This window comes from Amycolatopsis sp. NPDC039088 (assembly GCF_055598845.1).
This window is the reverse complement of the sequence record NZ_JBVKAE010000028.1, coordinates 54,218-78,247: the sequence shown is the minus strand read 5'-3', so window position 1 is coordinate 78,247 and position 24,030 is coordinate 54,218. Positions and strand designations below refer to the sequence as shown.

Below are 24,030 nucleotides of genomic sequence, written 5' to 3'. Positions count from 1 at the left end.
GGCCGCCCGGGATTTCTTTCCCGGGCGGCCCCTTTTCTGTGACCCGGAAGTGATCTTCCAGCCTGAGAGAACCCTGAGAACCCGCAATTAACTGAACGTGCACTAATCGGCCATCGGGCGCATCGTCGTTGGTACCCCCCGAGGGGTAGACCTTGGTTATGACGACGTCACAGCTCCTCGTCAGTACTGACCAGGCAGGTGTCGAACTCCCGGCAGACGCGCCGCGTTACTCACTCCTCGTCGCCAACGGAAACGAAGAAGTCGTTGCCGCGCAACGCCTTCGTCATCAGGTTTTCGCCGAGGAAATGGGCGCGAAGCTCAATTCGCCCGAACCAGGCCTCGACGTCGACTACTTCGACGAGTTCTGCGATCACCTCGTGGTGCGTGACGACAACACCGGCGAGATCGTGGGCACATACCGGATGCTGCCGCCCGATCGGGCCGCGCTGGCGGGAAAGCTGTACTCCGACAGCGAATTCGATCTGACCGCGCTCGACGCACTGCGTCCTTCGCTGGTCGAGACGGGCCGCTCGTGCGTGCATCCCGACCACCGCAGCGGTGCCGTGGTGAGTCTCGTCTGGGCGGGGATCGGGCGGTACATGCTGCTGGCCGGGCACCGGTACCTCGCCGGCTGCGCGTCCGTGCCGCTGACCGATGGCGGGAGCTACGCGGCCGGCGTCTGGGATGTCTTGCGCGCCAAGCACTACGCGGACGAGTCGCTGCGGGTGACGCCGCTGAACCCGTGGCGTCTCGAGGACGTCGAGCGGCCGACGCGGGCGATCCTGCCGCCGCTCATCAAGGGGTACACGCGGCTGGGCGCGAAAATCTACGGCCCGCCCGCGCTCGACGCGGATTTCGGTGTCGCGGACTTCTTCGTCCTGCTGGATCTGCACAACGTCGACGAGCGGTACCTCAAGTTCTTCCTGGGGGTGCAGGGATGAGCCACGCCTGGATGCCGAAGTCGCCGTGCGGCGACGGATGCCTCAGCGAAGGGGCACCGACGGTCGCTTTCCCGCGGCGCGTCCTGCGGTTCACCGCCGCGATCGGCGTCATCGGCGCGGCCTTCCTGGCCGCGCCGATGGTGCTCGTGCTGCGCGGCATACCCCGGGAACGTTTGGTGCGCCTGCTGTTCGCGGGGATCCTTCGCTCGTTCGGGGTGAAGCTGCGCGTGCTCGGTGACGAGCGTTTCCGCGCCGTGCCCGGCCGTGGCGCGCTCGTGGTGAACAACCACATCTCGTGGCTGGACATCATCGCGGTCAACGCCATCCAGCCGATGCGGGCGCTGGCGAAGAAAGAGGTCGGCGCCTGGCCGGTGCTCGGCCTGCTGGTCCGCCGCGGCGGCAGCATCTTCCTCGACCGCGAAAACCTGCGGAGCCTGCCCGGAACGATGGCCGAACTGGCCGACGCGATGCGCGGCGGATCCCTCGTCAGCGTGACGCCGGAGGGCACCACCTGGTGCGGTCTCGGCTCGGGCCGGTTCCGCCCGGCGACCTTCCAGGCCGCGATCGACGGCGGTGTCCCGGTGCGGCCGCTGGCTTTGCGCTTCCGGCTCGCCGACGGACGGGAGACGACGCAGCCGGCGTTCATCGGACCGGAGTCGCTGATCGCCTCACTGCGTCGGGTCGCCGCCTTGCGCGGGCTGGTGCTGGAGGTGCACGTGTGCCCGGAGATCGCGCCGGGCCGCGCCGCGGACCGGCGGGAACTGGCCGGGCTCGCGGAATCCGCGGTGCAGGCGGCGCTCGGACGGGTGCAGATCCCGGCACAGCTGCGGCGCCGTCCGGTTCCCGCGCCGGCTCCCGCACCCGCCGCCGCTGCGGCAGGCGGCGTCAGTCCACCGTCAGCGTGATCTTCCCGCCCGCGTGCCCCGTCGCGCTCTCCCGGTGCGCCGCGGCGGCATCCGCCAGCGCGTAACTCGACCCCAGCTTGATCTTCAGCTCACGCGACACCAGATCCTCCAGCACCGCGGTGCTTTCCTCGCCACCCGCGGAGAACTTCAGCCCCTGCGCGTACGCCGCCGGGTCGGCGATGGTGATCAGCCTGTCGGGTGATCCGAGCAGCTCGACGGAGTCACCCAAGACACCGAAGCCCGCCGCGTCGAACACCGCGTCGACGCCGTCCGGCGCGGCCGAGCGAGCCCGCGAAACCCAGCCGTCGCCGTACCGCACCGGCACCGCGCCGAGAGCCTTGACGTCATCCAGTGAAGAAGCCCCGGAGAGTCCGATGACCGTGGCTCCCAGCGCGACGGCGGCCTGGGTCGCGAACCGGCCGACCTGGCCGCTCGCGCCGTGGATCACGATCGTCTCGCCCGGCTTGACCTCGAGTTCGCCCAGCACTCGCAACGCCGTCTCCCCGGCGATGGGCAGCGCGGCGGCTTCGGCCCACGAAAGCCCGGTGGGCTTGCGGACGATGTTGGTCGCCAGCGCGTACTCCGCGTACGCGCCGGTGCCGGACCAGCCGAAGACCTCGTCGCCGACGGCGAATCCGGCGCCTTCGCCCACCGCGTCCACCACGCCCGCCAGTTCCAGGCCGGGGATGTGCGGGAACTCGACCGGGCGGACCTCCGCCATCGCGCCCGACCGGATCTTCCAGTCGATCGGATTGACCCCGGCGGCCTTGACCGCGACCCGGACCTGGCCCGGGCCGGGTTCCGGCAGCGGGACCTCGGCCAGGTGCAGGACGTCCGCTTCGCCGTACTGGGTGATGGTGATCGCTCGCATGTTCACTCCTCATCGGATTTCTTCGCTGACGATCAGTCAACCGGCGGGCGCACCCCGGCCGAACCGCTCGGACGAGCAGTGTTCGCTAGCCGGGCGAGCAGCGTGCCCGTGGGAGAACGCGCTTACTGTGGAGTCATGGACGAGTGGTCGGATCCGCTGTACGTGCTGAGCCAGGTCGAGTACATGCTCGCCGCCCCGCGCCCCGAGCTGTTGCCTCGGTTTTCCGCGACGGCCGCCGCCGTCCTGCCGCATCGTGCCGCCGCCATGGAGACCGGTGACTGCTCCCGCCTGCCGATCAAGGTCGACGGCGATCCGGCGATCACCGGCGCGGTCACGAGCGCGGAACTGCGGAAGCTCGCCGCGCTCGGCGTCCCCGGCGAGGCCGTGGTGGTGGAGGAGACGCTCGGTGGGCGGCTCCGGAAACTCGTCGTCCTCACCTCGGCCCCGGTGATCGGCAAGGGCGCGACGATCGCGCTCGTCGCAGGCGAGGACGCGCCCGCGGGCCGCGCGCTCGAAATCGCCGCCAAACTGTGGGACCTCGTCAGCGTGAACGCCGCACAGCGCGCCACCGACCCCGAGCCCGCCGTGCTGGAGAGCAACATCGCGGCGGCGACCGCGCGGGCGCGGGCGATCACCGATCTGGGGCAGACGCACGCGACCACCCTCGCGTCCCTGCTTTCGGTGCTGCGGTCCCGGCGGCTCGGCGACGACGCCGCCCGGCGGACCGCGACCGATCTCGCCGCGGCCGCGCTGATCGAACTGCGCGCGGTCGCCGACCGCGATCAGGAGCTTTCGGCGGAACCGGCGTCGGCGGCGTTCGACACCCTCGCCGCGCAGCTGGATCCCTTGGTACGCCACAGCGACGTGACCGTCGACCTCGCCGGGCCCGGTGACGAACGGCCGCTGCCGCAGGACATCGCGCACACCGCGCGCACGGTCACCCGCGGCCTCGTGCTCACCGCGCTGGAGCGGGGCAGCAACCGGGTGCGGGCGTCCTGGCAGCTCGACGGACAGGCGCTCCGGGTCACCGTGCGCGACGACGGCCAGGACGTCGCCCACGCCGCGCCCGCCACCGGCCTCACCGAGCGGATCACGCCGCTCGGTGGCCGCTGGGAGGTCGACGCCGTACCCGGCTGGGGCGCCACGATCACCGCCGTCCTGCCGCTGGGTGTCCAGGAGACGCCGGAACTGCGCCCGCTGGACCGGCTGAACCCGCGTGAACTCGAAGTCCTCGCCGGGATCGCGCGCGGGAAGCGGAACCGGCAGATCGCCGAAGAGCTGACGCTGACCGAGCACACGGTGAAATTCCACGTGCGGAAGATCCTCGGGAAGCTCGAAGTCACGTCGCGGGGCGAAGCCGCGATGCTGGCGCGGGAGCTGCGCCTGGAGTCCGTCAGCGCTTGACCTCCACCGAACTGGAGGTAGCAGGCTCGTGGCATGACGATCACGGGGGACAAGACGAAGCCGAAGGGTGTGCTCTGGACACCGGAGCACCGGGTGACCACGATCGGGCTGCTCCTCATGGTCACGCTCATCGCGTTCGAGAGCATGGGTGTCGCCACCGCGATGCCGACGATGGTCGCCGATCTCGACGGCCTCGCGTTGTACGCCTGGCCCTTCACCACGTTCCTGGTCGCCAGCGTCGTCGCGACCGTCCTTTCCGGACGCCTCGGCGACCGCAAGGGCCCGGCGCCCGCGCTGCTCGCCGGTACCGGCCTGTTCGCCGTCGGGCTGCTGGTCGCCGGGCTCTCGCACGACATGCCGTTGCTTCTGCTGGGCCGCGCCTTGCAGGGGTTCGGTTCCGGGCTGCTGCTGGTTTCGGTGTCCCTGCTGATCGCGCTCACCTTCAGCGACCGCGAACGGCCGGTGATCTACGCCGCCAACGCCGCCGCGTGGGTGCTGCCCGCGGTGATCGGACCATCGATCGCGGGAGTGGTGACGGTGAGCGTCGGCTGGCGCTGGGTGTTCCTCGGGTTGATCCCGCTGACCGGGATCGGCCTCGCGCTGCTGGTCGTGGTCACGCGCAAGCTGCCCCGGCACGTGCCCGGCACGTCCGCGAACCACGCCGGGGTGGTGCCCGCGGTGATCGCCGCCCTCGGCGTCGCCGCGCTCACCTGGGCGGCACAGCATCCGTCGCTGCCGGCGCTGGCCTACGGGGCCGCCGGACTGCTCGCGCTGGCGTACGCGCTCCGCAAACTCCTCCCCGCGGGCACGCTGACGTCGCGACCGGGGTTGCCGACAGTGATCGCCTCCCGCGGGCTGATCGCGGGCGCGTACGCGGGGATGGAGGCCTACCTGCCGCTCACGATGAGCGAAGTCCACGGCTACAGCCCCGCGCTGGCGGGTCTGCCGCTGACGGTGACCGCGCTCGGCTGGTCGGCGGGGTCGATGCTGCAGGGCCGGTTCCTCGACTGGTCCCGTGAAGCGTCCCTGCGGACCGGGTTCGCGCTGGTGGCGACCGGTCTGGCGATTTTCGCCTTCGTTCCGCTGCCCTCGTTCCCCGGCTGGATGGCGTTCGTGGCGTCGGCGGTCGGCGGCGCCGGGATGGGGATCGCGATGCCCGCGATCTCGGTCCTGCTCCTGCGTTACTCGCCCGAGGCCGAACGCGGGTTCAACACCTCTGCGCTGCAGTTGGGTGACTGGGTCGGCTCGGCGCTGACCATTGGTTTGGGCGGTGTCCTGCTCGCCTCGATCGCCTCGGCGAAGGAGCCTACGGTGGCGATCTTGGTGCTCGCGGTGCTGCTGACCGGGCTCGCGTTGCTGGGCGTGCGGCTGACCGGGCGGTGGCCGGAAGGGATGACCCAGGCCACCGCCGGATGAGGGTGGGCTTGGTCACGGCCCGGAGCGGTCTACCCTGGTGGGTGCGATGACCTATCTCGACCACGCGGCGACCACCCCGATGTTGCCCGAAGCCGTAGCGGCGATGTCCGAGGCGCTGTCCACTGTTGGCAACGCCTCCGCGCTGCATTCCTCGGGACGCCGGGCCCGTCGCCGGGTCGAAGAGGCCCGCGAGGTGATCGCGGAGGCGCTGGGCGCCCGGCCGTCCGAGGTGATCTTCACCGGTGGCGGCACGGAGAGCGACAACCTCGCGGTCAAGGGCATCTTCTGGGCCCGCCACGGCGAAGACCCGAAGCGCCTTCGGGTGCTGTGCAGTGCCGTCGAGCATCACGCCGTCCTCGATTCCGTCGAGTGGCTGGAACAGCACGCGGGCGCCGAGGTGGTCTGGGTCGAGGCCGACCAGGCGGGCCGGGTGTCCCCGGACTCGCTGCGCGCCGCCATCGGCGACAGCCCCGAGACGGTCGCGCTGGCCACCGTCATGTGGGCGAACAACGAGGTCGGCACGGTCAACCCGATCGCCGAACTCGCCGCCGTCTGCGCGGAGCACGAGATCCCACTGCACACCGACGCCGTCCAGGCCGTCGGCGCGGTACCGGTCGACTTCGCCGCGAGCGGGGTCGCCGCGTTGACACTGACGGCGCACAAGCTCGGCGGCCCGTACGGCGTCGGCGCGCTGCTGCTCGGCCGCGACACCGCGTGCGTCCCGGTTCTGCACGGCGGTGGCCAGGAACGCAGTGTGCGTTCGGGCACGCTCGACGTGCCCGCGGTGATCGCGTTCGCGACGGCGGTCAAGGCCACGGTCGAAGGTCGTGAGGAGTACGCCAAGCGCGTCGGCGAGCTGCGGGACGAGCTGATCGAGGCCGTCCGGCGCGAGGTGCCGGACGTGGTGCTCAACGGCGGCGAGGGCGAGCGCCTCCCGACGCACGCCCACTTCACTTTCCCCGGTTGTGCCGGTGACAGCCTGTTAATGCTCTTGGACGCCAAGGGCATCGAATGTTCCACTGGATCGGCGTGCACGGCGGGTGTCGCGCAGCCGAGTCACGTACTGCTGGCCATGGGTGCCGATCCGGCGGCCGCGCGCGGGTCGCTGCGGTTCTCGCTCGGGCATACCTCGACGGTGGAAGACGTTGAAGCGGTTTCGAGGGAGATCGCCGGCGTCGTCGACCGGGCGAGGCAGGCGGGACTGGCCGGAATGCGCAAGCAGACGCAGAAGCAAGAGGTGTGAGGAAGATGCGCGTACTGGCCGCGATGAGCGGGGGAGTGGACTCGGCGGTGGCCGCCGCGCGCGCCGTGGACGCCGGGCACGAGGTCGTCGGCGTGCACCTGGCGCTGTCGGCGAAGCCCGGCACGCTGCGCACCGGTTCCCGTGGGTGCTGCACGATCGAGGATTCGGGTGACGCGCGCCGCGCGGCGGACATCCTCGGCATCCCCTTCTACATCTGGGACTTCGCCGAGCGCTTCACCGAAGAGGTCATCGAGACCTTCGTCGGCGAGTACGCCGCCGGCCGGACGCCGAACCCGTGCGTCACCTGCAACGAGAAGATCAAGTTCGAGGCGTTGCTGGACAAGGCGATGGCGCTCGGTTTCGACGCCGTCGCCACCGGGCACTACGCCCGCCTGTCCCTTGTGGACGGTGTGCCGGAGCTGAGGCGCAGCGTCGACTCCGGCAAGGACCAGTCCTACGTGCTGGCTTCGCTCACCCCGGAGCAGCTGCGGCATTCGCTGTTCCCGCTGGGTGATTCGCGGAAGACCGACGTCCGTGCCGAGGCCGAGAGCCGCGGCCTGTCGGTGGCGAACAAGCCGGACAGCCACGACATCTGCTTCATCCCGGACGGCGACACCAAGAGCTTCCTGGAGAAGCGGCTCGGCCAGCGTCCCGGCCAGCTCGTCGACGCCGAGACCGGCGCCGTGCTCGGTGAACACACCGGCGTGCACGGGTTCACCGTCGGCCAGCGCAAGGGACTCGGCATCGAGGCGCCCGCGCCGGACGGGCGGCCGCGTTACGTGCTTTCGCTGGAGCCGGTTTCGGGCACGGTGAAGGTCGGTTCGGCGCGGGATCTCGGCGTGAACGTGATCGAGGCGGACCGCCCGATCTGGCCGAGTGAGCGTCCGCTGGACGGCCCGACCGAATGCGTCGTCCAGGTGCGCGCGCACGGCGGGATCGTCGAGGCCGTCGCCGAGGTTTCGGGTGACGAAGTGACCGTCCAGCTTCGTGAGCCGCTGCGCGGGGTCGCGCCCGGCCAGGTCGTCGTGCTGTACCGCCCTGACGCCGCCGAAGGCGACCTGGTGCTGGGAAGCGCGAAGATCTCGGGGACCCGCTAGAGCTTGAGTTTGAAGCCGGTGTGGCTCGCCACGAAACCGAGCCGCTCGTAGAACCGGTGCGCGTCCTCGCGTTTCACGTCCGACGTCAGCTGCACGAGCGCGCAACCCCGCCGCCGGGATTCGTCGATCGCCCACGTCATCAGCTCACCGCCGAGCCCGGTGCCGCGATGGCTCGCCCGGACCCGGACAGCCTCGATCTGCCCGCGCAGCGCGCCCTTCCTCGCCAGGCCGGGAATGATCGACAGCTGAAGCGTGCCGACGGCCTCCCCGTCGTCGTCGGCGACGATCAGCAGCTGCGCGGGATCGGCGTCGATCTCCTCGAAGGCCTTGAGATACGGCGTGAGGTCGTCGGTCGAATCGCGGGTCGCGCCGATCTGGTCGTCGGCGAGCATCTCGACGATCGCCGCGATATCCTCCCGGCGCGCTGGACGGATGATCATGCGGCGTAGTGTCGCACGCCCTCGGTCTCGGTCGCGGTGAGTTTCCCTTGCGCCACCAGCAGATCCAGATGCGAACCGGTCTCGAGGACGGCGAGCATCTGGTTGAACGGGTCCATCTCGCCGAGCTTGCGCAGTTTGCGCGTCCAGCCCAGCCGCAGCGCGACCTCGTACGCCGTCGTGACGTCCGCGGTGATCTCGGCACCCATGACCTCGAGCCGGTCGCGGTGGTGTTCCAGCAGTTCGTCCACGCGGGCGTGGACGCTGTCGGTCACCCGGCCGTGTGCCGGCAGCATGCGCCGGTCCGGCATCTCGCGGACCAGGCGCAGGGAGTCGAGGTAGTCGCTCAGCGGCAGATCGACCGGCACCGGCTGGAATCCGATGGACGGCGTGATGTGCGGCAGCACGTGGTCGCCGGAGAACACCAGCCCCGCCTCGTCGTCGACGAAGACGACGTGCCCGGCCGTGTGGCCCGGCGTGTGCACGATGTCGAACTCGCGGCCGGGCACGATCGTGCGCCTGCCGGGGGTGAGCCATTCGTCGGGCTGCTCCCACAGATGCGCCTCGGTGTGCCGGACGCCGCCGAAGGCCTTGGCGAGTTCCTCGACCACGGGGCCCGCGCCACAGCGTTCGAGCAGGCCGACCTGCGCCTCCATCGGGAAGCGGTCCGGATCGCCGGAGCGCGCCAGCGAAGGCTCTTCCAGCTTCCCCAGCCCGACCTTGCCGCCGAATTCACGGCGCAGCTCCACGGCCAGCGTGTAGTGATCACGATGGACGTGGGTGATCAGGAACTCGTCGATGTCGCCGAGGTCCGCGCCGAGCGCCTTCAACCCCCGCGAGAGCCGCTCGCGTGCCGACTCCAGCGCCCAGCCCGAGTCGACGAGGACCAGGCGGGTGCCGTCGGTGACGACGTAGACGTTGACCGCGCGCAACGCGTCGTGCGGCAAAGGCAGCGGGATCCGGTGAACCCCCGGCGCGACCGTGTAGACGCCTGGCTCGGCCCAGTCCCGTTCGCCGTCTTCTGGCAACGGCTCCATGGTGACCTCCGTCCCGGACGCACTCCAGCGTGCCGCCCAGTTCCTCCACCTTGAGCCGCCGGAAGCCGAGTGTCCACTTATGCGGGTGAGACCCGTGTCACTCAGGAGAGGTCAGTTGTCGTCCTGCTTCAGCGCGGTGTCGATGGTCAGCGCCGAAGCGACCACCATCGAAGCCAGCGGATCCCGCAGCGGCCGGTGGATCTCGACGACGTAGTTGTCGGCGGTGGTGAACGCGGCCTTCACGAAACCGCCCCAGGTCTTCGTGATCCGCGCGATCTCGACGTCGGCGTGGTCCTTGATCACGAAGTTCCACGCCCGCCAGTTCTCCGCGAAGATCCCGCCGACCTTCTGGCCGTTGACCAGGAAACCCAGCCGGATCTTGCCGAAGACGTTCTCCTGCACGATCTCCCCGATCGGCGAGTCGTCGGCCTTCGTCACCAGGAAGCGGGATTTGAACACCTTCGCCGGTCGCGTCACCTTCAGCACGGTGCTGTGGTTCGCGTCGCGGATTTCGAAGCGGTGGGTCAGGAACTGGTCGTAGTTCGTGAGCAGCCGGATGGCCTTCTTCAACGTGCTCTGCCCGACCTGCACGACCCCGCCGAGCCGGTTGCCGTTCTGGTCGAAGACCCCGAACTCGTTGGACATCTCGATGAGTTTGGCGCGCTGGTTGACCACGAGCACGGGTTCGGAGAACAGCGTCCCGCCGCCGGTGACGGCACCGCCCCGGCCTTGGGTCCCCTTCGCCACTTGCGCCCGGATCTTGTTCGGGTCGTGCGCGCCTTCGATGTCCAGCTCGATCATCTCGGCGTCGTGGGACGGCCGCGTGTCGGCCGTCCAGGCCTGCCCGTCCCACCACCGGTGGAACCGGGGGTTCTGCTGGTCGGGATACCAGCCGGCGGGCTGTGGAGAGCTCGTCATGGCAGGTCAGCGTAATGCGCTCGGCGCCCTCGCGGGTCCGTCGACGGCAATTGCGGCGAATGTCCGTGTCCTCCCCGGCCCCGCCGCCCCGCGGAGTCCGACCAAGGGGAGAATCCGGATGTGAACGAACGACCTTGGCCTGTAGGCGCGGCCACCGCGATCGGTTCCCTGCCCGGTACCGATCCGGTCGAGGCCGCTTCGATCGTGTTCGGCGAACTGCCCGAATTCCCGTGTCTGCCCGAACTTCCCGCCCGCGGCGTCGGTGCCGACATCATCGGCCGGACGGCGGCGCTGCTGGTCGATCTCGCCGTGGAGGTGGTGCCGAGCGGCTACCGGGTCGCCGGCCGCCCTGGTCACGACCACCGCCGTGCCGTCGATCTGATGAACTGGGACCTCGACGCCGTCCAAGAGGCGAGGGAGAAGGCGGGTGCCGCGCCGCCGGTCTTCAAGACGCAGGTCGCCGGACCGTGGACGCTCGCCGCGAACGTCGAACTCCCGCGCGGGCACCGGATCCTCACCGACCGGGGCGCGTTGCGCGACTTCACCGCTTCCCTGCTGGACGGACTGGCCGAGCACGTCGCCGAACTGAAGTCGCGCCTCGGCGCGCCGGTGGTGGTCCAGTTCGACGAACCGTCGCTGCCCGAGGTCCTCGGCGGCGATCTGCCGACGGTGTCCGGCTACGGCACCGTTCCCGCGGTCCCCGCGCCGGAGGCCCGGAACCTGCTCTCGACGGTGATTTCCGGGGCGGAGCGCATCACCGGCCAGCCGGTCGCGGTGCACTGCTGCGCCGCGAAACCGCCGATCTCGTTGTTGCGCGCGGCGGGAGCGAAGGCGATCGCCTTCGACTTCTCCTTGTTGAAGGGCGCTTCGCCCACACAGCTCGACGAAATCGGTGAGGCGCTCGACGACGGCACGACGTTGATGCTCGGGCTCGTCCCCACCACCGATCCCGGCGTTCCGGTGACGTTGCGCGACCTGGTCACCCCCGTGTTCAAACTCGTCGACCGGCTCGGCTTCCCCCGCGAGATCCTCGCCGGACAGGTCGTGCCGACCCCGGCGTGCGGCCTGGCGGGCGCGACCCCCGAGTGGATGCGCCGCGCGCTCACGCTCAGCCGCGAGGCGGGCAAGGCTTTCGTCGAACCGCCTGAAGGCTGGTGACCGGCGCGGTAGCGTGTCGGGGAAGCCGACCAGCAAGGATTTCGATGCGTTTGTTCCGCCGTTCCCGCAAGTCCGAGGACGTTCCCGACCCCCGCACCGCCTGGCCGGAGCAGCCGGTCCCCGAGGACGCGGCGGCCGCGGCGGCGAAGTTCTGGGAGGCGTGGTTCGAGCTCTTGCCGGAGGTCAGCGCGGCGCTCGGCGATCGTGAACCGCGCCGCGTGGAGCACGACCTCTGCACCATCGTCGAGGCACTGCATCCGAGGCTGCACTTCTCCCTCGATCGTGGGCACCGCGCGATCTACTCGCTGGTGCTCACCGGCCAGGAGGATCCGGAACTGCGCCCGTACACCGACGCGTGGAAGGCCGCCGCGCCGCCGGAGGACGCGATCTGGGAGTACCACGACTCCGTGCCGCCGGTACCCGATCCGAGTGAGGTCACCGTCAACCTCGGCGAGACCCGGATCGCGCTCGCCGACGTCCGGGTGACCGCGAAGGTGGACGAATCAGCCGGACGGGTGGACGTGACCGTGTTCCATCCGCTGATCGAGGAACTCCGGCCGGAGACGCGGACGACCATGACCTTCCTGCCACTGGACGCCACGCTGGGTGAGCGCGTCGCGGCCGAACGGCTGGGCCGGGTCGAGCTGGTGACCGAGGCGCGGGACGGGCAACTGACCCTGCTGGAGCTCCGCGAACTGGTCGGCCGACTCGGCTCGTGGCCGCCGGGAAATGTCGGTACCCCCGACTAGGCTCCCTACCGTGAGCAGCGAACTTACCCCCTCAGACCTCGAGACGGCCGACGTCGCGCAGGACGTCACCGACGTCCCGGCGGAGGTCCGCGAACGACACGGCGCACTGGCCGAGGAGATCCGCGGGCACCAGTTCCGGTACTACGTGCTGGACTCACCCATCGTGTCCGACGGTCAGTTCGACGAGCTGCTCACCGAACTCCAGGCCATCGAGGACGAGTATCCGGGACTGGTGACGCCGGAGTCGCCGACGCAGAACGTCGGCGGCACGTTCTCGACCGAGTTCGTCGCCCACGACCACCTCGAACGCATGCTCAGCCTGGACAACGTGTTCGACACCGAGGAGTTCGAGACCTGGGTCGAGCGCGTCCAGAAGGAGATCGGCGCGACGAAGTACCTCGCCGAGCTCAAGATCGACGGGCTCGCGATCAACCTGCTGTACGAGAACGGCCGCCTCACCCGCGCGCTGACCAGGGGCGACGGTCGTACCGGCGAGGACGTCACGCTCAACGTCCGCACGCTGGAGCAGGTCCCGGAGCGGTTGAAGAGCACTGACGAATTCCCGGTTCCGGCGCTGGTCGAGGTCCGCGGCGAGGTGTACTTCCGCGTCGAGGACTTCCTGGCGCTCAACGCGAAGATGGTCGAGGCGGGCAAGGACCCGTACGCGAACCCGCGCAACACCGCGGCCGGATCGTTGCGGCAGAAGGATCCGAAGATCACGAAGTCCCGGAATCTGCGGCTGATCTGCCACGGGCTCGGGAAACGCGAAGGCTTCGAACCGAAGCGCCAGTCCGAGGCGTACGACGCGCTGGCCGCGTGGGGCCTGCCGGTCTCACCGCACAGCAAGGTGCTGAGTTCGGGCGAGGAACTGCTGGAGCACATCAAGTACTGGGGCGAACACCGTCACGACGCCGAGCACGAGATCGACGGTGTCGTCATCAAGGTCGACGAGGTCGCGCTGCAGCGCCGTCTCGGGACGACCTCGCGCGCGCCGCGCTGGGCGATCGCCTACAAGTACCCGCCGGAAGAGGCGATCACCACCCTGCTGGACATCCAGGTCAACGTCGGCCGCACCGGCCGGGTCACGCCGTTCGCGGTGATGGAGCCGGTGAAGGTGGCCGGGTCCACGGTGGCGATGGCGACGCTGCACAACCAGGAAGAGGTCAAACGCAAGGGTGTGCTGATCGGGGACAAGGTCGTCATCCGCAAGGCGGGCGACGTCATCCCCGAGGTGCTCGGCCCGGTGGCCGACGCCCGCACCGGCGAAGAGCGCGAGTTCGTCATGCCGTTGCGCTGCCCCAACTGTGACACCGAACTGGCGTACCAGAAGGAGGGCGACATCGACATCCGTTGCCCGAACGCCCGGTTCTGCCCGGCGCAGCGACGGGAGCGGCTGTTCCACCTCGCGAGCCGGAACGTCTTCGACATCGAGGTGCTCGGGTACGAGGCCGCGGTGGCCCTGCTGGACGCCGGTGTGGTGCACGACGAAGGTGACATCTTCGGTCTGGACGAGGAAAAGCTGCTCGAGGTGGAGCTGTTCCGCACCAAGGCGGGGGACCTGTCGGCCAACGGCCGCAAGTTGCTGGAGAACCTCGAAACCGTCAAGGACCGTCCACTGTGGAAGGTCATCGTCGGGCTCTCGATCCGGCACGTCGGCCCGACGGCCGCGCAAGCGCTCGCGCGGGAATTCGGCTCGCTGGAACGGATCGAGAACGCCTCCGAGGAGGAGCTCGCCAGTGTCGACGGGGTCGGCCCGACCATCGTGCGAGCCGCGAAGGAATGGTTCGAGGTCGAGTGGCACCGCGAGATCATCGAGAAGTGGCGCGCGGCGGGCGTGCGGATGGAGGAGGAGCGCGACGAGTCCATCCCGCGCAACCTCGAAGGGCTGTCGATCGTCGTCACCGGTTCGCTGAACGACTACTCCCGTGACGAGGCCAAGGAGTACATCATGGCCCGTGGCGGGAAGGCGGCCGGTTCAGTGTCGAAGAAGACGGCGTTCGTCGTCGTCGGCGACTCGCCGGGGTCGAAGTACGACAAGGCCGTCCAGCTGAAGGTGCCGGTGCTCGACGAGAACGGCTTCCGGGTGCTGCTGGAACGCGGCCCCGAGGCCGCCGCCGAACTCGCGCTGCCGACCGACGAGGAGACAAGTGGTGAGTGACCTGGAGATCCGGCCCGCCCGCGCAGGCGAACTGAAGGTGGTCGGGGAACTCACTCTGGCCGCGTACTCCGCGGAACAGGTTCTCGCGGAGGGCGTCGGCTACGCGTCCGAACTCGTCGACGCCGCCAGACGCGCCGAGCTGGCCGAACTGCTGGTCGCGGTGGACGGCGACGGCACGCTGGTCGGCACGGTCACCATCGTGCGGCCGGGGACGCCCTTCGCCGAGCTGTCCCGCGAAGGCGAACTGGAGTTCCGCATGCTCGGCGTGCTCCCGTCGGCCACCGGACGCGGTATCGGCGAGGCGCTGACCAGGGCGGTCATCGAGCGGGCGCGGGAGGTGGGCGTGGACCGGGTGGTGCTGTGCAGCATGCTCACGATGGAACGGGCGCACCGGCTCTACGAGCGGCTCGGTTTCGTGCGGATGCCCGAGCGGGACTGGGAGCCGCACCCCGGCATCACGTTGATCGCCTACGGCCTGGAACTTTAAATCGATACACCTAGTTGGTGTATGGTTTGTGTATGAGTCGGACCAATATCGACATAGACGACGAGCTGGTCGCCGCCGTAATGCAGCGCTATGGGTTCAAGACCAAGAAGGACGCCGTGGATTTCGCGTTGCGGAAAGCGGCGCCGGTGATCACCACCGCCGACATCCTGGCGCTGGAAGGTGTCGGCTGGGAAGCGGATCTGGACGAGATGCGCGATGACCCCGCGGACCGTAAGTGGCGCGATGCCTCCTGAGCAACGCTGCCTCATCGACAGCTCGGTGTGGATCGATTTCCTCCGCAAGCGGGCCACGCGTGCGCGGGATCTGGTCGTCGAGCTTGCCGCGCAGCCGAAGATGATCGTCACCTCTGAGCCCATCGTGATGGAGCTGCTCGCGGGAGCGAACGCCGAGGCGCTCCCTCGCCTCGAAAGGACGCTTGCCGGTTTCGTGAACCTAGGCGTGGATCCCGCGATCGACTTCCGGAGTGCCGCGGAGATCTCTCGGGCTGTCCGGGCGGACGGCCACAAGGTTCGTTCTTCGATGGATTGCCTCATCGCGGCGGTCGCGGTACGGCACAAGGCCGTCCTGATCCACAAGGACGTCGACTACGTGCGTATCGCCGAGGTCGTCCCCGAGCTCCGCGCCGAGGCGATCTTCGACTCATGAGCCCGCCCTGACTCATGGCACACGCAAGTACCGCATTCAGAGGACGAAATGCGAAGGTCAGCTGTCCAGGACGACGGCGACGATCCCCGCGAAGTGCGCCAAGCGCGCCACCTCGGCGGCACGGAAGTTCGGCCCGCCCGGCCGGGCGACCAGCAGCGCCTTCCCGGGCTTCCCGAGTGGCGTGGCCGCCAGTTCGGTGCCCAGTTCCTTCCACGTCTCCGGGATCCACGCCTCCTCGGCGTCGAGGATGGTGGCGCGTTCCAGCGGCAGCCACGGCAGGTCGGTGATCGGCGTCTCGGGCGCGGCGTTGGACGACGCCAGCCGGATCGCGCCCGATTCGGCGTGTTCGACGACGACGGCCCAGCCCGCCCGGATGATCCGCGGCACGCCTTCGGCGAGGATCTCGAGCCCCGCGGCGGGCTTCGCGGCGATCTCCTCGACCAGTTCGAGTTCGCGATGGGTGTCCAGGACCCCGGCGTACGGGCGGACGGCGTCGACTTCGACACCGTCGACGCTTTCGGCGGCGGTGATCAGCGCGTCCGGCAGCCTGCCGGAGGGGATTTCGACGACGAGGTCGTCGACGGCGATACCGCCGCCGCGTTCGACCACGTCCACGCTCAGGATGTCGGCTCCGACGGTGCCGAGCGCGGTGGCGACCGCACCGAGGGTCCCCGGGGTGTCCGGTAGTTGGACCCGGATCAGGAACGACACACGCGCCCCTCTCGCCTCAGGCGTTCCAGCCTCGCCGTGGAACGCGCTACGCCGGGCGCCGATTGTGACAGACTCCGACGATGTAATGGTGCCTGCCATCCGGTCTTCGGGATAACGAACCAGGCACTCCTTACCTGAAGTGCCCTACCCCGAGCAGGAGTGCGGGCCGCGGCATAACCCAGTCGAGTCTGCCGACGCCGCCACCATAGACTTGCAGCTTCCGACAGAACCCGCACAGCACACCCCGGGAGTCACCCGCGTGCCCAACATTTCCCGCGACGAGGTCGCACACCTCGCCAAGCTGGCCAGGCTTGCCGTCACCGAGGAGGAGCTGGACGTCTTCGCAGGCCAGCTCGACCAGATCCTGGACTCGGTGGCCAAGGTGAGCGAGGTCGCAGGCGAGGATGTCCCGCCCACGTCGCACGCCGTGCCGCTGACCAACGTCTTCCGTGACGACGTCGTCCGACAGGGGCTGACCCAGCAGCAGGCATTGGCCGGTGCGCCGGCCGCCGAAGAGGGTCGTTTCCGGGTGCCGCGGATTCTGGGAGAAGAACAGTGACCGAACTCATCAAACTGACCGCCGCCGAGCTGGCGGACAAGATCCAGTCCCGTGAGGTCTCGGCCGTCGAGGTCGCCAAGGCCCACCTGGACCGGATCGCCGAGGTCGACGACCACATCCACGCGTTCCTGCACGTCGACGCCGAGGGCGCGCTCGACGCGGCCCGCGCGGTGGACGCCGACGTCGCCGAGGGCAAGGCGCCGAAGTCGCCGCTCGCCGGTGTCCCGCTGGCGCTCAAGGACGTGCTGACCACCAAGGGCATCCCGACCACGGTCGGTTCGAAGACCCTGGAGAACTGGATCCCGCCGTACGACGCCACCGTGACGCGCAAGCTGCGCGAGGCCGGGGTCGTGGTGCTCGGCAAGACCAACATGGACGAGTTCGCGATGGGCTCCTCCACGGAGAACTCCGCGTTCGGCCCGACGCACAACCCGTGGGACCACGCCCGCATCCCGGGCGGTTCCGGCGGTGGCTCCTCGGCGGCCATCGCGGCGTTCGAGGCCGCGATCGCGATCGGCACCGACACCGGCGGCTCGATCCGCCAGCCCGGCGCGGTCACCGGCACCGTCGGCGTGAAGCCGACGTACGGCGGTGTCTCCCGCTACGGTCTCGTCGCCTTCTCGTCGTCGCTGGACCAGGCCGGTCCCTGCGCGCGGACGGTGCTCGACGCCGCCCTGCTGCACGAGGTCATCGCCGGATACGACCCGATGGACTCGACCTCGATCGACGCGCCGGTCCCGCCGGTCGTCGCCGCGGCCCGCCAGGGCCTGACCGGTGACCTCAAGGGCGTCCGCGTCGGCGTGGTGAAGGAATTCGCCGGTGACGGCTACCAGCCCGGCGTGCTGCGGTCCTTCGAGGCCGCGGTCGAGCAGCTGCGCTCGCTCGGTGCCGAGGTCGTCGAGGTCTCGTGCCCGAACTTCACCTACGCGCTGCCCGCGTACTACCTGATCGCGCCGAGCGAGTGCTCGTCGAACCTCGCGCGGTTCGACGCCATGCGCTACGGCCTGCGCGTGTCCGACGACGGCGCGCACAGCGCCGAAGAGGTCATGTCGCTCACCCGCGAGAAGGGCTTCGGCCCCGAGGTGAAGCGCCGCATCATGCTCGGCACGTACGCGCTGTCCTCCGGCTACTACGACGCCTACTACGGCTCGGCGCAGAAGGTCCGCACGCTCATCACGCGGGACTTCGAAGCCGCCTACGAAAAGGTGGACGTGCTGGTCTCGCCGACCACGCCGACCACCGCGTTCAAGATCGGTGAGCGGGTCGACGACCCGATGGCGATGTACCTGGCGGACCTGTGCACCATCCCGTCGAACCTCGCGGGCAACGCCGCCATGAGCGTCCCGAGTGGACTGTCGCACGAGGACGGCCTGCCGGTCGGCCTGCAGATCATGGCCCCGGCGATGGCCGACGACAGGCTGTACCGCGTCGGCGCCGCCTACGAGGTCGCGCGTGACGCCGCCAACGGTGGCTCGCTGGTGCACGAGGTTCCGGAGCTGGGAGGAAAGAAGTGACCGCCGTGGTTGAGTTGATGGACTACGCCGACGTCATCGAGCGGTTCGACCCGGTGCTGGGCCTCGAGGTGCACGTCGAGCTGAACACCAACACCAAGATGTTCTGCGGCTGCGCCAACGAGTTCGGCGGCGAGCCCAACACCAAAGTGTGCCCGACCTGCCTCGGCCTGCCCGGTGCGCTGCCCGCACTGAACGGAAAGGCGGTCGAGGGCGCGATCCGGATCGGCCTCGCGCTCAACTGCGAGATCGCGGAATGGTGCCGCTTCGCCCGGAAGAACTACTTCTATCCGGACATGCCGAAGAACTTCCAGACCTCGCAGTACGACGAGCCGATCGCCTTCAACGGCTACCTCGACGTCACGCTGGACGACGGCGAGGTCGTGCGCGTGGAGATCGAGCGCGCGCACATGGAGGAGGACACCGGCAAGTCGCTGCACGTCGGCGGTGCCACCGGCCGGATCCACGGTGCCGAGCACTCGCTGCTCGACTACAACCGGGCCGGCGTGCCGCTGATCGAGATCGTCACCAAGACGATCGAGCACACCGGTGAGCGCGCTCCCGAGGTCGCGCGGGCGTACGTGAGCGCGCTGCGGGATCTGCTGCAGGCACTCGACGTCTCCGACGTCCGCATGGACCAGGGTTCCCTGCGCTGCGACGCGAACGTTTCGCTGATGGCCAAGGACGCGACCGAGTTCGGCACACGGACCGAGACCAAGAACGTCAACTCGCTGCGCAGCGTCGAGCGCGCCGTGCGCTACGAGATGACCCGCCAGGCGGCGATCCTCGCCGAGGGCGGCTCGATCAAGCAGGAGACGCGGCATTTCCAGGAGGCCGACGGCACCACGTCGCCCGGCCGCACCAAGGAGACCGCCGAGGACTACCGGTACTTCCCGGAGCCCGACCTGGTGCCGATCGCGCCGTCGCGCGAATGGGTCGAGGAACTGCGCAAGACGCTGCCGGAGATGCCGTCGGAGCGCCGCAAGCGCATCCAGCGCGAGTGGAACCTGACCGACGAGGCGCTGCGCGACCTGCTCAACGTCGGCGCGGTCGACCTGGTCACCGCGACCGTCGAGGCGGGCGCCACCCCGGACGAGGCCCGGAGCTGGTGGGTCAACACGCTGGCGCAGGAAGCCAACTCCCGCGAGATCGAACTGGCGGAGCTGGCGATCACCCCGGCGCAGCTGGCCGAGGTCATCGCGCTGGTCAACTCCGGTGAGCTGACCAACAAGCTGGCCAAGGAGGTCGTGCAGGGCGTACTCGCCGGCGAGGGTTCGCCGTCCGAGGTCGTCGAGAAGCGCGGCCTGAAGGTCGTCTCCGACGACTCCGCGCTCATCGCGGCGGTCGACGAGGCGCTGGCCGCGCAGCCGGACATCGCCGAGAAGATCCGCGGCGGCAAGGTGGCTGCGGCCGGGGCGATCGTCGGCGCGGTCATGAAGGCCACCAAGGGACAGGCCGACGCCAAGCGCGTGCGCGAACTGATCGTCGAGCGAGTCGGTGCCTGAGCTCGCACTGAAAAAGGTCACCTGGCGTGAGTGGCTCGGCCTCGCGGCCGGGCTGCTCGCGCTGGTGGCCTTGTTCCTGCCGTGGACGACCCTGACCGCGGCGCGCCCGGAAATCGAGGACGCGCTGACGACGTTGCCTGCCGACGATGTCACGCGGGACGCGTGGCACGCGGGTTTCCTCGCCTGGGCGCCGTGCTTCCTGCTGTTCCTGCCCGGTCTCGCCGTCGTGCTGTTCGGCCGCGTCGACGCCGTCCGCCGCGCGGGCCTGCCGCATCTTTGGCTGATGGCGGCCATCGGCGCGCTGCTGTTGCTGCTGCTCGGCTGGGTCACCCTCGACTGGCAGTTCACCGCCGACCAGCGGGGGATCTTCTCCGCGGCGGGGATCGAGATCGGGACCGGCCTCGGCCGCCACCTCGGCCTGCTCGCCGCCGTCGTCTCGGCGGTGGTCGCCTTCTTCGACGTCCGGGTCCTGCGCGCCGAGACCCGCACCCGCCGCTGACCACCTCTTCCGCGTTTAGTCCTCTAAATGCGGAAGAGGTCAGGGTGGTTCAGTCCTTGCCGCCCCCGCCGCCACCGACCGTCGGCGAGATGAGGATCAGGCGGTCGTCGCTCGACACCGGCGTGCCGCCGTCCTTGTTGACGGTTCCGGCCACGGCCAGCTGCGGGTTGATCATGCTCATCGCGGACAGCCGGCCGAAGGTCTTCGGCGGTTTCCCGGTCTTGCCGTCCAAGGTCACACTCGGTTTGCCGGTCACCGCGCCGTCCGGGGTGACCGGAAGGTTCTGCATGTTCCCCGCGATCGACGTCGTCACGTACAGGTAGCCGACGGCGCCGACGAAATCCGCGCAGCCCGCGACACCGGGCTTGTCCGGCCAGCTCCACGCCGGGGTGGTCAGCGGCTGACCCGCGCGAAGCCGGTAGACGACGTCCTTGTCCGCCAGCCTGTCGGTCAGCCAGAGGCGGGAACCGGCCTGGTCACGGCACAGGCCACCGGGGGAGTGCACACCGGTCGCGAAGACCGCGGAGCCGGCCGTCGGATTGCCCGGCGCGGGTTTGCCGGAGGTGTCGATCCGCAGCACCTTCCCGGCCAGCGACGCCGGATCGGCCGCGAGCCTGGCGTTGCCCGCGTCACCGGTGGCGACCAGGAGCGCGCCTTTGGCGTCGGTGCCGATCGCGCCGCGGTTGCCGGTGGCGCCCTTGGGAATGCCGGTCAGCACCGGTTTCGGCGCCTGACCCTTCGCCAGCCGCACGACCCGGTTGTCGGTCGGGGTGGTGATGTAGGCGAAGACGAGCTGGTCTTCCGCGAAACCGGGTGACAGGGCGAGTGAGGTGAGGCCGCCGTCGCCGGAACCGTCCACCGGGATGGTGGCCCAGGCGGCCGGGTCCTTACCGGCGGCGGCGAGCAGGATGCGGCCGCTCTTGCGTTCGCCCGCGAGCGCGCTGGGCGCGCTGCCGTCGCCGGGGATCGCGGCGACGGCAGCGGCGGTGTCCAGGCAGGTCGCGAGCACCATCTTGTCGAAGTCCTTGCAGCCCTGCGGCGGCGGAACCGGGGTGGGCGTCTGATTCGGTCCGCTGCCGCGGCCGGGACCGGAGTCGCCGGCGTCGCCACCTGGCCCGGCCTGCGGCGGGGACTCGGGGGACGGCGGATTCACCGGCGTGAAGGTCTGCCTGGCCGCCGTGTCGTCGAATTTGGCGCAGCCGGAGAGCACGAGTGCGCCGCAGGCCAGCAGAGCCAGCGGCGAAGTCCATTTCCGCCGGTACCGGGTACGCACCGGACCAGCCTAGGTGGGCATGCGTGAGCCAGGGGTAAGCGGTAGTGGATACCGTGGCGATCATGACCGTTACCGTGCTGGTGCCCGACGAAGAGGGTGTGACCGCGCTTTCGGAGATCGAAGGCGTGCGTCCGGTGGTGTACCGACAGGGAGAGCCGGTTCCCGCCGAAGCCGCCGAGGCCGAAGTCCTCGTGACCGGTGGACAGCCGACCGAGGCGATGTGGCGCGAACTGCCGAACGTCAAACTCGTGCAGCTGCTGGTGGCGGGAGCCGAGGACTGGATCGGCAACGTGCCGGACGGCGTCCTGCTTTCGACCTGCCGCGGCGCGCACGGTGGAAGCTCGGCCGAATGGGTCGTCGCGGTCCTGCTGGCGATGTACCGCGGCCTCCACGATTTCGCCGACGGCCAGCGGCAGAAGCGGTGGGAACGCCGGACCACCGACACGTTGCAGGGCAAGCGGGTGCTCATCGTCGGTGCCGGTGACCTCGGCAGGCAGCTGCGTCGACGGCTGGAGACGTTCGACGTGCGCTGCACGATGGTCGGCGCGACCTCCCGCGAGGGTGTGCACGCCGTCGGTGAACTTCCCCAGCTGCTGCCCGAACACGACGCCACCGTCCTGATGGTGCCGCTCACGCAGCACACCCGCGGCCTGGTCGACGCGGAGTTCCTCGCCGCGATGCCGGACGGGGCGATCCTCGTCAACGTCTCGCGGGGGCCGGTCGTGCGCACCGACGCGCTCGTCGCCGAACTGGCTTCGGGCCGCCTCCGCGCCGCTCTCGACGTCACCGATCCCGAGCCGCTGCCCGACGGGCACCCGCTCTGGGACGTGCCGGGGCTGCTGCTGACCCCGCACGTCGGGGGCGCGGTGAGCGGGGTGCGGCAGCGCGCCTACGCGGTGGTGGCCCGCGAACTGAGCCACTATCTGGGCGGGGAGCTGCCGAAGAACCTAGTCCACGGCGAATACTGAGCAGCGTGGCGAATCTTCATGTCGGCTGTGCGATGTGGGCGCACAAGGCGTGGGCCGGGCGGTTCGTGCCGCGATCGACGGCGGCGGGGGAGCGGCTGCGGGCCTACGCCGGTTGGTGCGACGCGGTCGAGGGCAACACAACCTTCTACGCGACCCCCGCCCGGGACACCGTCGCGACGTGGGCGCGGCAGACCGATCCCGGCTTCCGGTTCTTGGTCAAGCTGCCCAAGGTCGTCACGCACGAGCGGCGGCTCACCGGCGTCGAGACCGAGATGCGGGCGTTCCTGGACGCGATCGAACCCCTCGGCGATCGGGCCATCCTGTGGACGCAGTTGCCCGCCTCCTTCGGCCCGTCGGACGTCGAGACCCTCGGCCGCTTCCAGCGCCGCCTCCCCGCCGGCCTCCGGCGCGCCGTGGAGGTGCGCCATCCCGGCTTCTACACCGACGCCCAGTCGACTTCGGTGCTGGAGAGGACCCTCACCGACGTGAGCACCGAGTGGGTGCCGTTCGATACCACGGTCTTCTTCCAGCGCCCGCCGACCAGCGAGATCGAGCGGGAGACCTGGACCAAGAAACCCCGGCTGCCGCGGCGGACGCGGGCGCTGACCGACCGGCCGATCGTCCGCTACCTCGGCCGGGACTCGACCGAGGAGACCGTGCAAGGGTGGGAACCGTGGACCGAGGTGGTCGCCGAGTGGCTGCGCGCGGGCCGCTCGCCGACGGTCTTCGTGCACACCCCCGACAACGACGACGCGCTGGCGCTCGCCCGCCGGTTCCACGACGACGTCCGCGCCCTGGTACCCGGTCTCGACCCGCTGCCCGAACCCGAACCGGTCGAGCCCGCGACCCTGTTTTGATCCGGCCCTGTTTTGATCCGGCGCAGTGAATCGGTGGCGGGTCAGTCGCCTGAGGCGCCTGTTTCCCCTACTCTTCGCGCGTGAGCGATGACTACCAGACCAGCGTGATCTCGGACGTGGCCGAACCCGACGGCGGCCCGAACCCGGTGGAGACCAGGGGCGGGATCGATCTCGGTCTGCTCGTCCTGCGGGTCGTGCTCGGCGTGACCATGGGCGCGCACGGGCTCCAGCACCTCTTCGGTGCCTTCGGCGGGCCCGGGGTCGGCGGCTTCGCGAGGGTGCTCGGCAACTTCGGCTACACCAGCCAGACCACGCTGCTTTCGTGGATCACCGGCATCAGCGAGGTGCTCGGCGGCGCGCTCGTCCTGGTCGGCCTGTTCACCCCGATCGGTGCCGCCGCGCTGCTCGGGGTCTGCGCGAACATCGTGTACGTGAAGTTCGGCGGCGGGTTCTTCCAGCGGGACGGGCAGGGCTTCGAGTTCGAACTCCTGCTGGGCGCCGCGTCGCTGACCGTCCTGCTCGCGGGGGCCGGGCGGATCGCGCTGGACGTCAACACCCCGTGGCGGAAGCGGCCGCTTCCGTTCGGCCTGATCGGCCTCCTGCTGGCCGCGGCCGCTTCGGTCGTGGTGATCGTCCTGTGCCGCTGACCCCGCGAAACGA

The 24,030-nt window shown here is 69.9% G+C and carries 25 protein-coding genes; 19 read left to right on the top strand and 6 right to left on the bottom strand.

Features of this window, described 5'->3' with window-relative positions; translation table 11 throughout:
* The first annotated feature begins 158 nt into the window (after positions 1 to 158).
* Both ACZ7KI_RS30775 and ACZ7KI_RS30770 read left to right on the top strand, forming a co-directional pair.
* Entirely contained in the window at positions 159 to 941 is a 783-nt protein-coding gene (locus ACZ7KI_RS30775) for a GNAT family N-acetyltransferase (RefSeq protein WP_470276548.1), read from the top strand.
* The gene (locus ACZ7KI_RS30770) at positions 938 to 1,846 is read left to right on the top strand and encodes a lysophospholipid acyltransferase family protein (protein WP_470276547.1); all 909 of its coding nucleotides are present in this window, start codon (positions 938 to 940) and stop codon (positions 1,844 to 1,846) included. The genes ACZ7KI_RS30775 and ACZ7KI_RS30770 overlap by 4 nt, the downstream gene beginning before the upstream one ends.
* Here the strand turns inward: ACZ7KI_RS30770 and ACZ7KI_RS30765 are convergent.
* Complete coding sequence (locus ACZ7KI_RS30765; protein ID WP_470276546.1) at positions 1,827 to 2,717, bottom strand: NADP-dependent oxidoreductase; 891 nt, start codon at positions 2,715 to 2,717, stop codon at positions 1,827 to 1,829. The two genes, ACZ7KI_RS30770 and ACZ7KI_RS30765, sit on opposite strands and share 20 nt — an antisense overlap.
* Before the next feature lie 135 nt (positions 2,718 to 2,852).
* Between ACZ7KI_RS30765 and ACZ7KI_RS30760 the strand changes: the two genes are divergently transcribed.
* The 4 genes from ACZ7KI_RS30760 to mnmA are packed head-to-tail and all read left to right on the top strand — an operon-like array spanning position 2,853 to position 7,877.
* Positions 2,853 to 4,121: a helix-turn-helix transcriptional regulator gene (locus ACZ7KI_RS30760; RefSeq protein ID WP_470276545.1), complete on the top strand. Its 1,269-nt coding sequence runs from the start codon at positions 2,853 to 2,855 to the stop codon at positions 4,119 to 4,121.
* Positions 4,122 to 4,154: 33 nt separating this feature from the next.
* Positions 4,155 to 5,537, top strand: coding sequence for an MFS transporter (locus ACZ7KI_RS30755; protein ID WP_470276544.1), 1,383 nt, complete (start codon positions 4,155 to 4,157; stop codon positions 5,535 to 5,537).
* 46 nt (positions 5,538 to 5,583) lie between these two features.
* On the top strand, positions 5,584 to 6,780 hold the full coding sequence (locus ACZ7KI_RS30750; protein WP_470276543.1) for a cysteine desulfurase family protein: 1,197 nt from the start codon (positions 5,584 to 5,586) through the stop codon (positions 6,778 to 6,780).
* A gap of 5 nt (positions 6,781 to 6,785) precedes the next feature.
* Positions 6,786 to 7,877, top strand: a complete 1,092-nt coding sequence (mnmA, locus tag ACZ7KI_RS30745) for a tRNA 2-thiouridine(34) synthase MnmA (RefSeq protein ID WP_470276542.1) — start codon at positions 6,786 to 6,788, stop codon at positions 7,875 to 7,877.
* On the opposite strand, the gene ACZ7KI_RS30740 is transcribed toward mnmA, so the two are convergent.
* The 3 genes from ACZ7KI_RS30740 to ACZ7KI_RS30730 form a co-directional block, all read right to left on the bottom strand.
* Entirely contained in the window at positions 7,874 to 8,317 is a 444-nt protein-coding gene (locus ACZ7KI_RS30740; protein ID WP_470276541.1) for a GNAT family N-acetyltransferase, read from the bottom strand. The two genes, mnmA and ACZ7KI_RS30740, sit on opposite strands and share 4 nt — an antisense overlap.
* On the bottom strand, positions 8,314 to 9,351 hold the full coding sequence (locus tag ACZ7KI_RS30735; RefSeq protein ID WP_470276540.1) for an MBL fold metallo-hydrolase: 1,038 nt from the start codon (positions 9,349 to 9,351) through the stop codon (positions 8,314 to 8,316). The genes ACZ7KI_RS30740 and ACZ7KI_RS30735 overlap by 4 nt, the downstream gene beginning before the upstream one ends.
* Before the next feature lie 111 nt (positions 9,352 to 9,462).
* On the bottom strand, positions 9,463 to 10,269 hold the full coding sequence (locus ACZ7KI_RS30730) for an LURP-one-related family protein (RefSeq protein WP_470276539.1): 807 nt from the start codon (positions 10,267 to 10,269) through the stop codon (positions 9,463 to 9,465).
* Positions 10,270 to 10,389: 120 nt separating this feature from the next.
* On the opposite strand from ACZ7KI_RS30730, the gene ACZ7KI_RS30725 reads away from it, so the two are divergent.
* The 6 genes from ACZ7KI_RS30725 to vapC are packed head-to-tail and all read left to right on the top strand — an operon-like array spanning position 10,390 to position 15,487.
* Complete coding sequence (locus ACZ7KI_RS30725; protein WP_470276538.1) at positions 10,390 to 11,427, top strand: methionine synthase; 1,038 nt, start codon at positions 10,390 to 10,392, stop codon at positions 11,425 to 11,427.
* A gap of 44 nt (positions 11,428 to 11,471) precedes the next feature.
* Positions 11,472 to 12,176 carry a hypothetical protein gene (locus tag ACZ7KI_RS30720; RefSeq protein ID WP_470276537.1) on the top strand — a complete coding sequence of 235 codons (705 nt, stop codon included), beginning with the start codon at positions 11,472 to 11,474 and terminating at the stop codon, positions 12,174 to 12,176.
* Positions 12,177 to 12,186: 10 nt separating this feature from the next.
* Positions 12,187 to 14,334 (top strand): NAD-dependent DNA ligase LigA, encoded by a 2,148-nt coding sequence (ligA, locus tag ACZ7KI_RS30715; protein WP_470276536.1) that lies wholly within the window; start codon positions 12,187 to 12,189, stop codon positions 14,332 to 14,334.
* Positions 14,327 to 14,821, top strand: a complete 495-nt coding sequence (locus tag ACZ7KI_RS30710; RefSeq protein WP_470276535.1) for a GNAT family N-acetyltransferase — start codon at positions 14,327 to 14,329, stop codon at positions 14,819 to 14,821. Before ligA ends, ACZ7KI_RS30710 begins: the two co-directional genes overlap by 8 nt.
* A gap of 32 nt (positions 14,822 to 14,853) precedes the next feature.
* Positions 14,854 to 15,075 carry a type II toxin-antitoxin system VapB family antitoxin gene (locus ACZ7KI_RS30705; RefSeq protein ID WP_470276534.1) on the top strand — a complete coding sequence of 74 codons (222 nt, stop codon included), beginning with the start codon at positions 14,854 to 14,856 and terminating at the stop codon, positions 15,073 to 15,075.
* Positions 15,065 to 15,487, top strand: coding sequence for a type II toxin-antitoxin system VapC family toxin (gene vapC / locus ACZ7KI_RS30700; protein ID WP_470276533.1), 423 nt, complete (start codon positions 15,065 to 15,067; stop codon positions 15,485 to 15,487). Before ACZ7KI_RS30705 ends, vapC begins: the two co-directional genes overlap by 11 nt.
* 57 nt (positions 15,488 to 15,544) lie before the next feature.
* Here the strand turns inward: vapC and ACZ7KI_RS30695 are convergent, their stop codons facing one another.
* A complete protein-coding gene (locus ACZ7KI_RS30695; protein WP_470276532.1) occupies positions 15,545 to 16,198 on the bottom strand; it encodes an ACT domain-containing protein in 654 nt (217 codons plus the stop codon).
* A gap of 259 nt (positions 16,199 to 16,457) precedes the next feature.
* Here ACZ7KI_RS30695 and gatC point away from each other — a divergent pair, with 259 nt between their 5' ends.
* The 4 genes from gatC to ACZ7KI_RS30675 are packed head-to-tail and all read left to right on the top strand — an operon-like array spanning position 16,458 to position 20,272.
* Positions 16,458 to 16,757, top strand: coding sequence for an Asp-tRNA(Asn)/Glu-tRNA(Gln) amidotransferase subunit GatC (gene gatC, locus ACZ7KI_RS30690; protein ID WP_061982060.1), 300 nt, complete (start codon positions 16,458 to 16,460; stop codon positions 16,755 to 16,757).
* Positions 16,754 to 18,271, top strand: coding sequence for an Asp-tRNA(Asn)/Glu-tRNA(Gln) amidotransferase subunit GatA (gene gatA / locus ACZ7KI_RS30685; RefSeq protein WP_470276531.1), 1,518 nt, complete (start codon positions 16,754 to 16,756; stop codon positions 18,269 to 18,271). Before gatC ends, gatA begins: the two co-directional genes overlap by 4 nt.
* The gene (gene gatB, locus ACZ7KI_RS30680; protein ID WP_470276530.1) at positions 18,268 to 19,773 is read left to right on the top strand and encodes an Asp-tRNA(Asn)/Glu-tRNA(Gln) amidotransferase subunit GatB; all 1,506 of its coding nucleotides are present in this window, start codon (positions 18,268 to 18,270) and stop codon (positions 19,771 to 19,773) included. Before gatA ends, gatB begins: the two co-directional genes overlap by 4 nt.
* Positions 19,766 to 20,272, top strand: a complete 507-nt coding sequence (locus ACZ7KI_RS30675; protein WP_470276529.1) for a hypothetical protein — start codon at positions 19,766 to 19,768, stop codon at positions 20,270 to 20,272. The genes gatB and ACZ7KI_RS30675 overlap by 8 nt, the downstream gene beginning before the upstream one ends.
* A gap of 49 nt (positions 20,273 to 20,321) precedes the next feature.
* Here ACZ7KI_RS30675 and ACZ7KI_RS30670 read toward each other — a convergent pair whose 3' ends face one another.
* Positions 20,322 to 21,545, bottom strand: a complete 1,224-nt coding sequence (locus ACZ7KI_RS30670; RefSeq protein ID WP_470276528.1) for a PQQ-dependent sugar dehydrogenase — start codon at positions 21,543 to 21,545, stop codon at positions 20,322 to 20,324.
* A gap of 62 nt (positions 21,546 to 21,607) precedes the next feature.
* Here ACZ7KI_RS30670 and ACZ7KI_RS30665 point away from each other — a divergent pair, with 62 nt between their 5' ends.
* The 3 genes from ACZ7KI_RS30665 to ACZ7KI_RS30655 all read left to right on the top strand — a co-directional run bounded on the left by ACZ7KI_RS30665 (position 21,608) and on the right by ACZ7KI_RS30655 (position 24,017).
* Complete coding sequence (locus ACZ7KI_RS30665; RefSeq protein ID WP_470276527.1) at positions 21,608 to 22,513, top strand: 2-hydroxyacid dehydrogenase; 906 nt, start codon at positions 21,608 to 21,610, stop codon at positions 22,511 to 22,513.
* 32 nt (positions 22,514 to 22,545) lie between these two features.
* The gene (locus tag ACZ7KI_RS30660; protein ID WP_470276597.1) at positions 22,546 to 23,370 is read left to right on the top strand and encodes a DUF72 domain-containing protein; all 825 of its coding nucleotides are present in this window, start codon (positions 22,546 to 22,548) and stop codon (positions 23,368 to 23,370) included.
* A gap of 104 nt (positions 23,371 to 23,474) precedes the next feature.
* Positions 23,475 to 24,017, top strand: a complete 543-nt coding sequence (locus ACZ7KI_RS30655) for a DoxX family protein (RefSeq protein ID WP_470276596.1) — start codon at positions 23,475 to 23,477, stop codon at positions 24,015 to 24,017.
* The last annotated feature ends 13 nt before the right edge of the window (positions 24,018 to 24,030 follow it).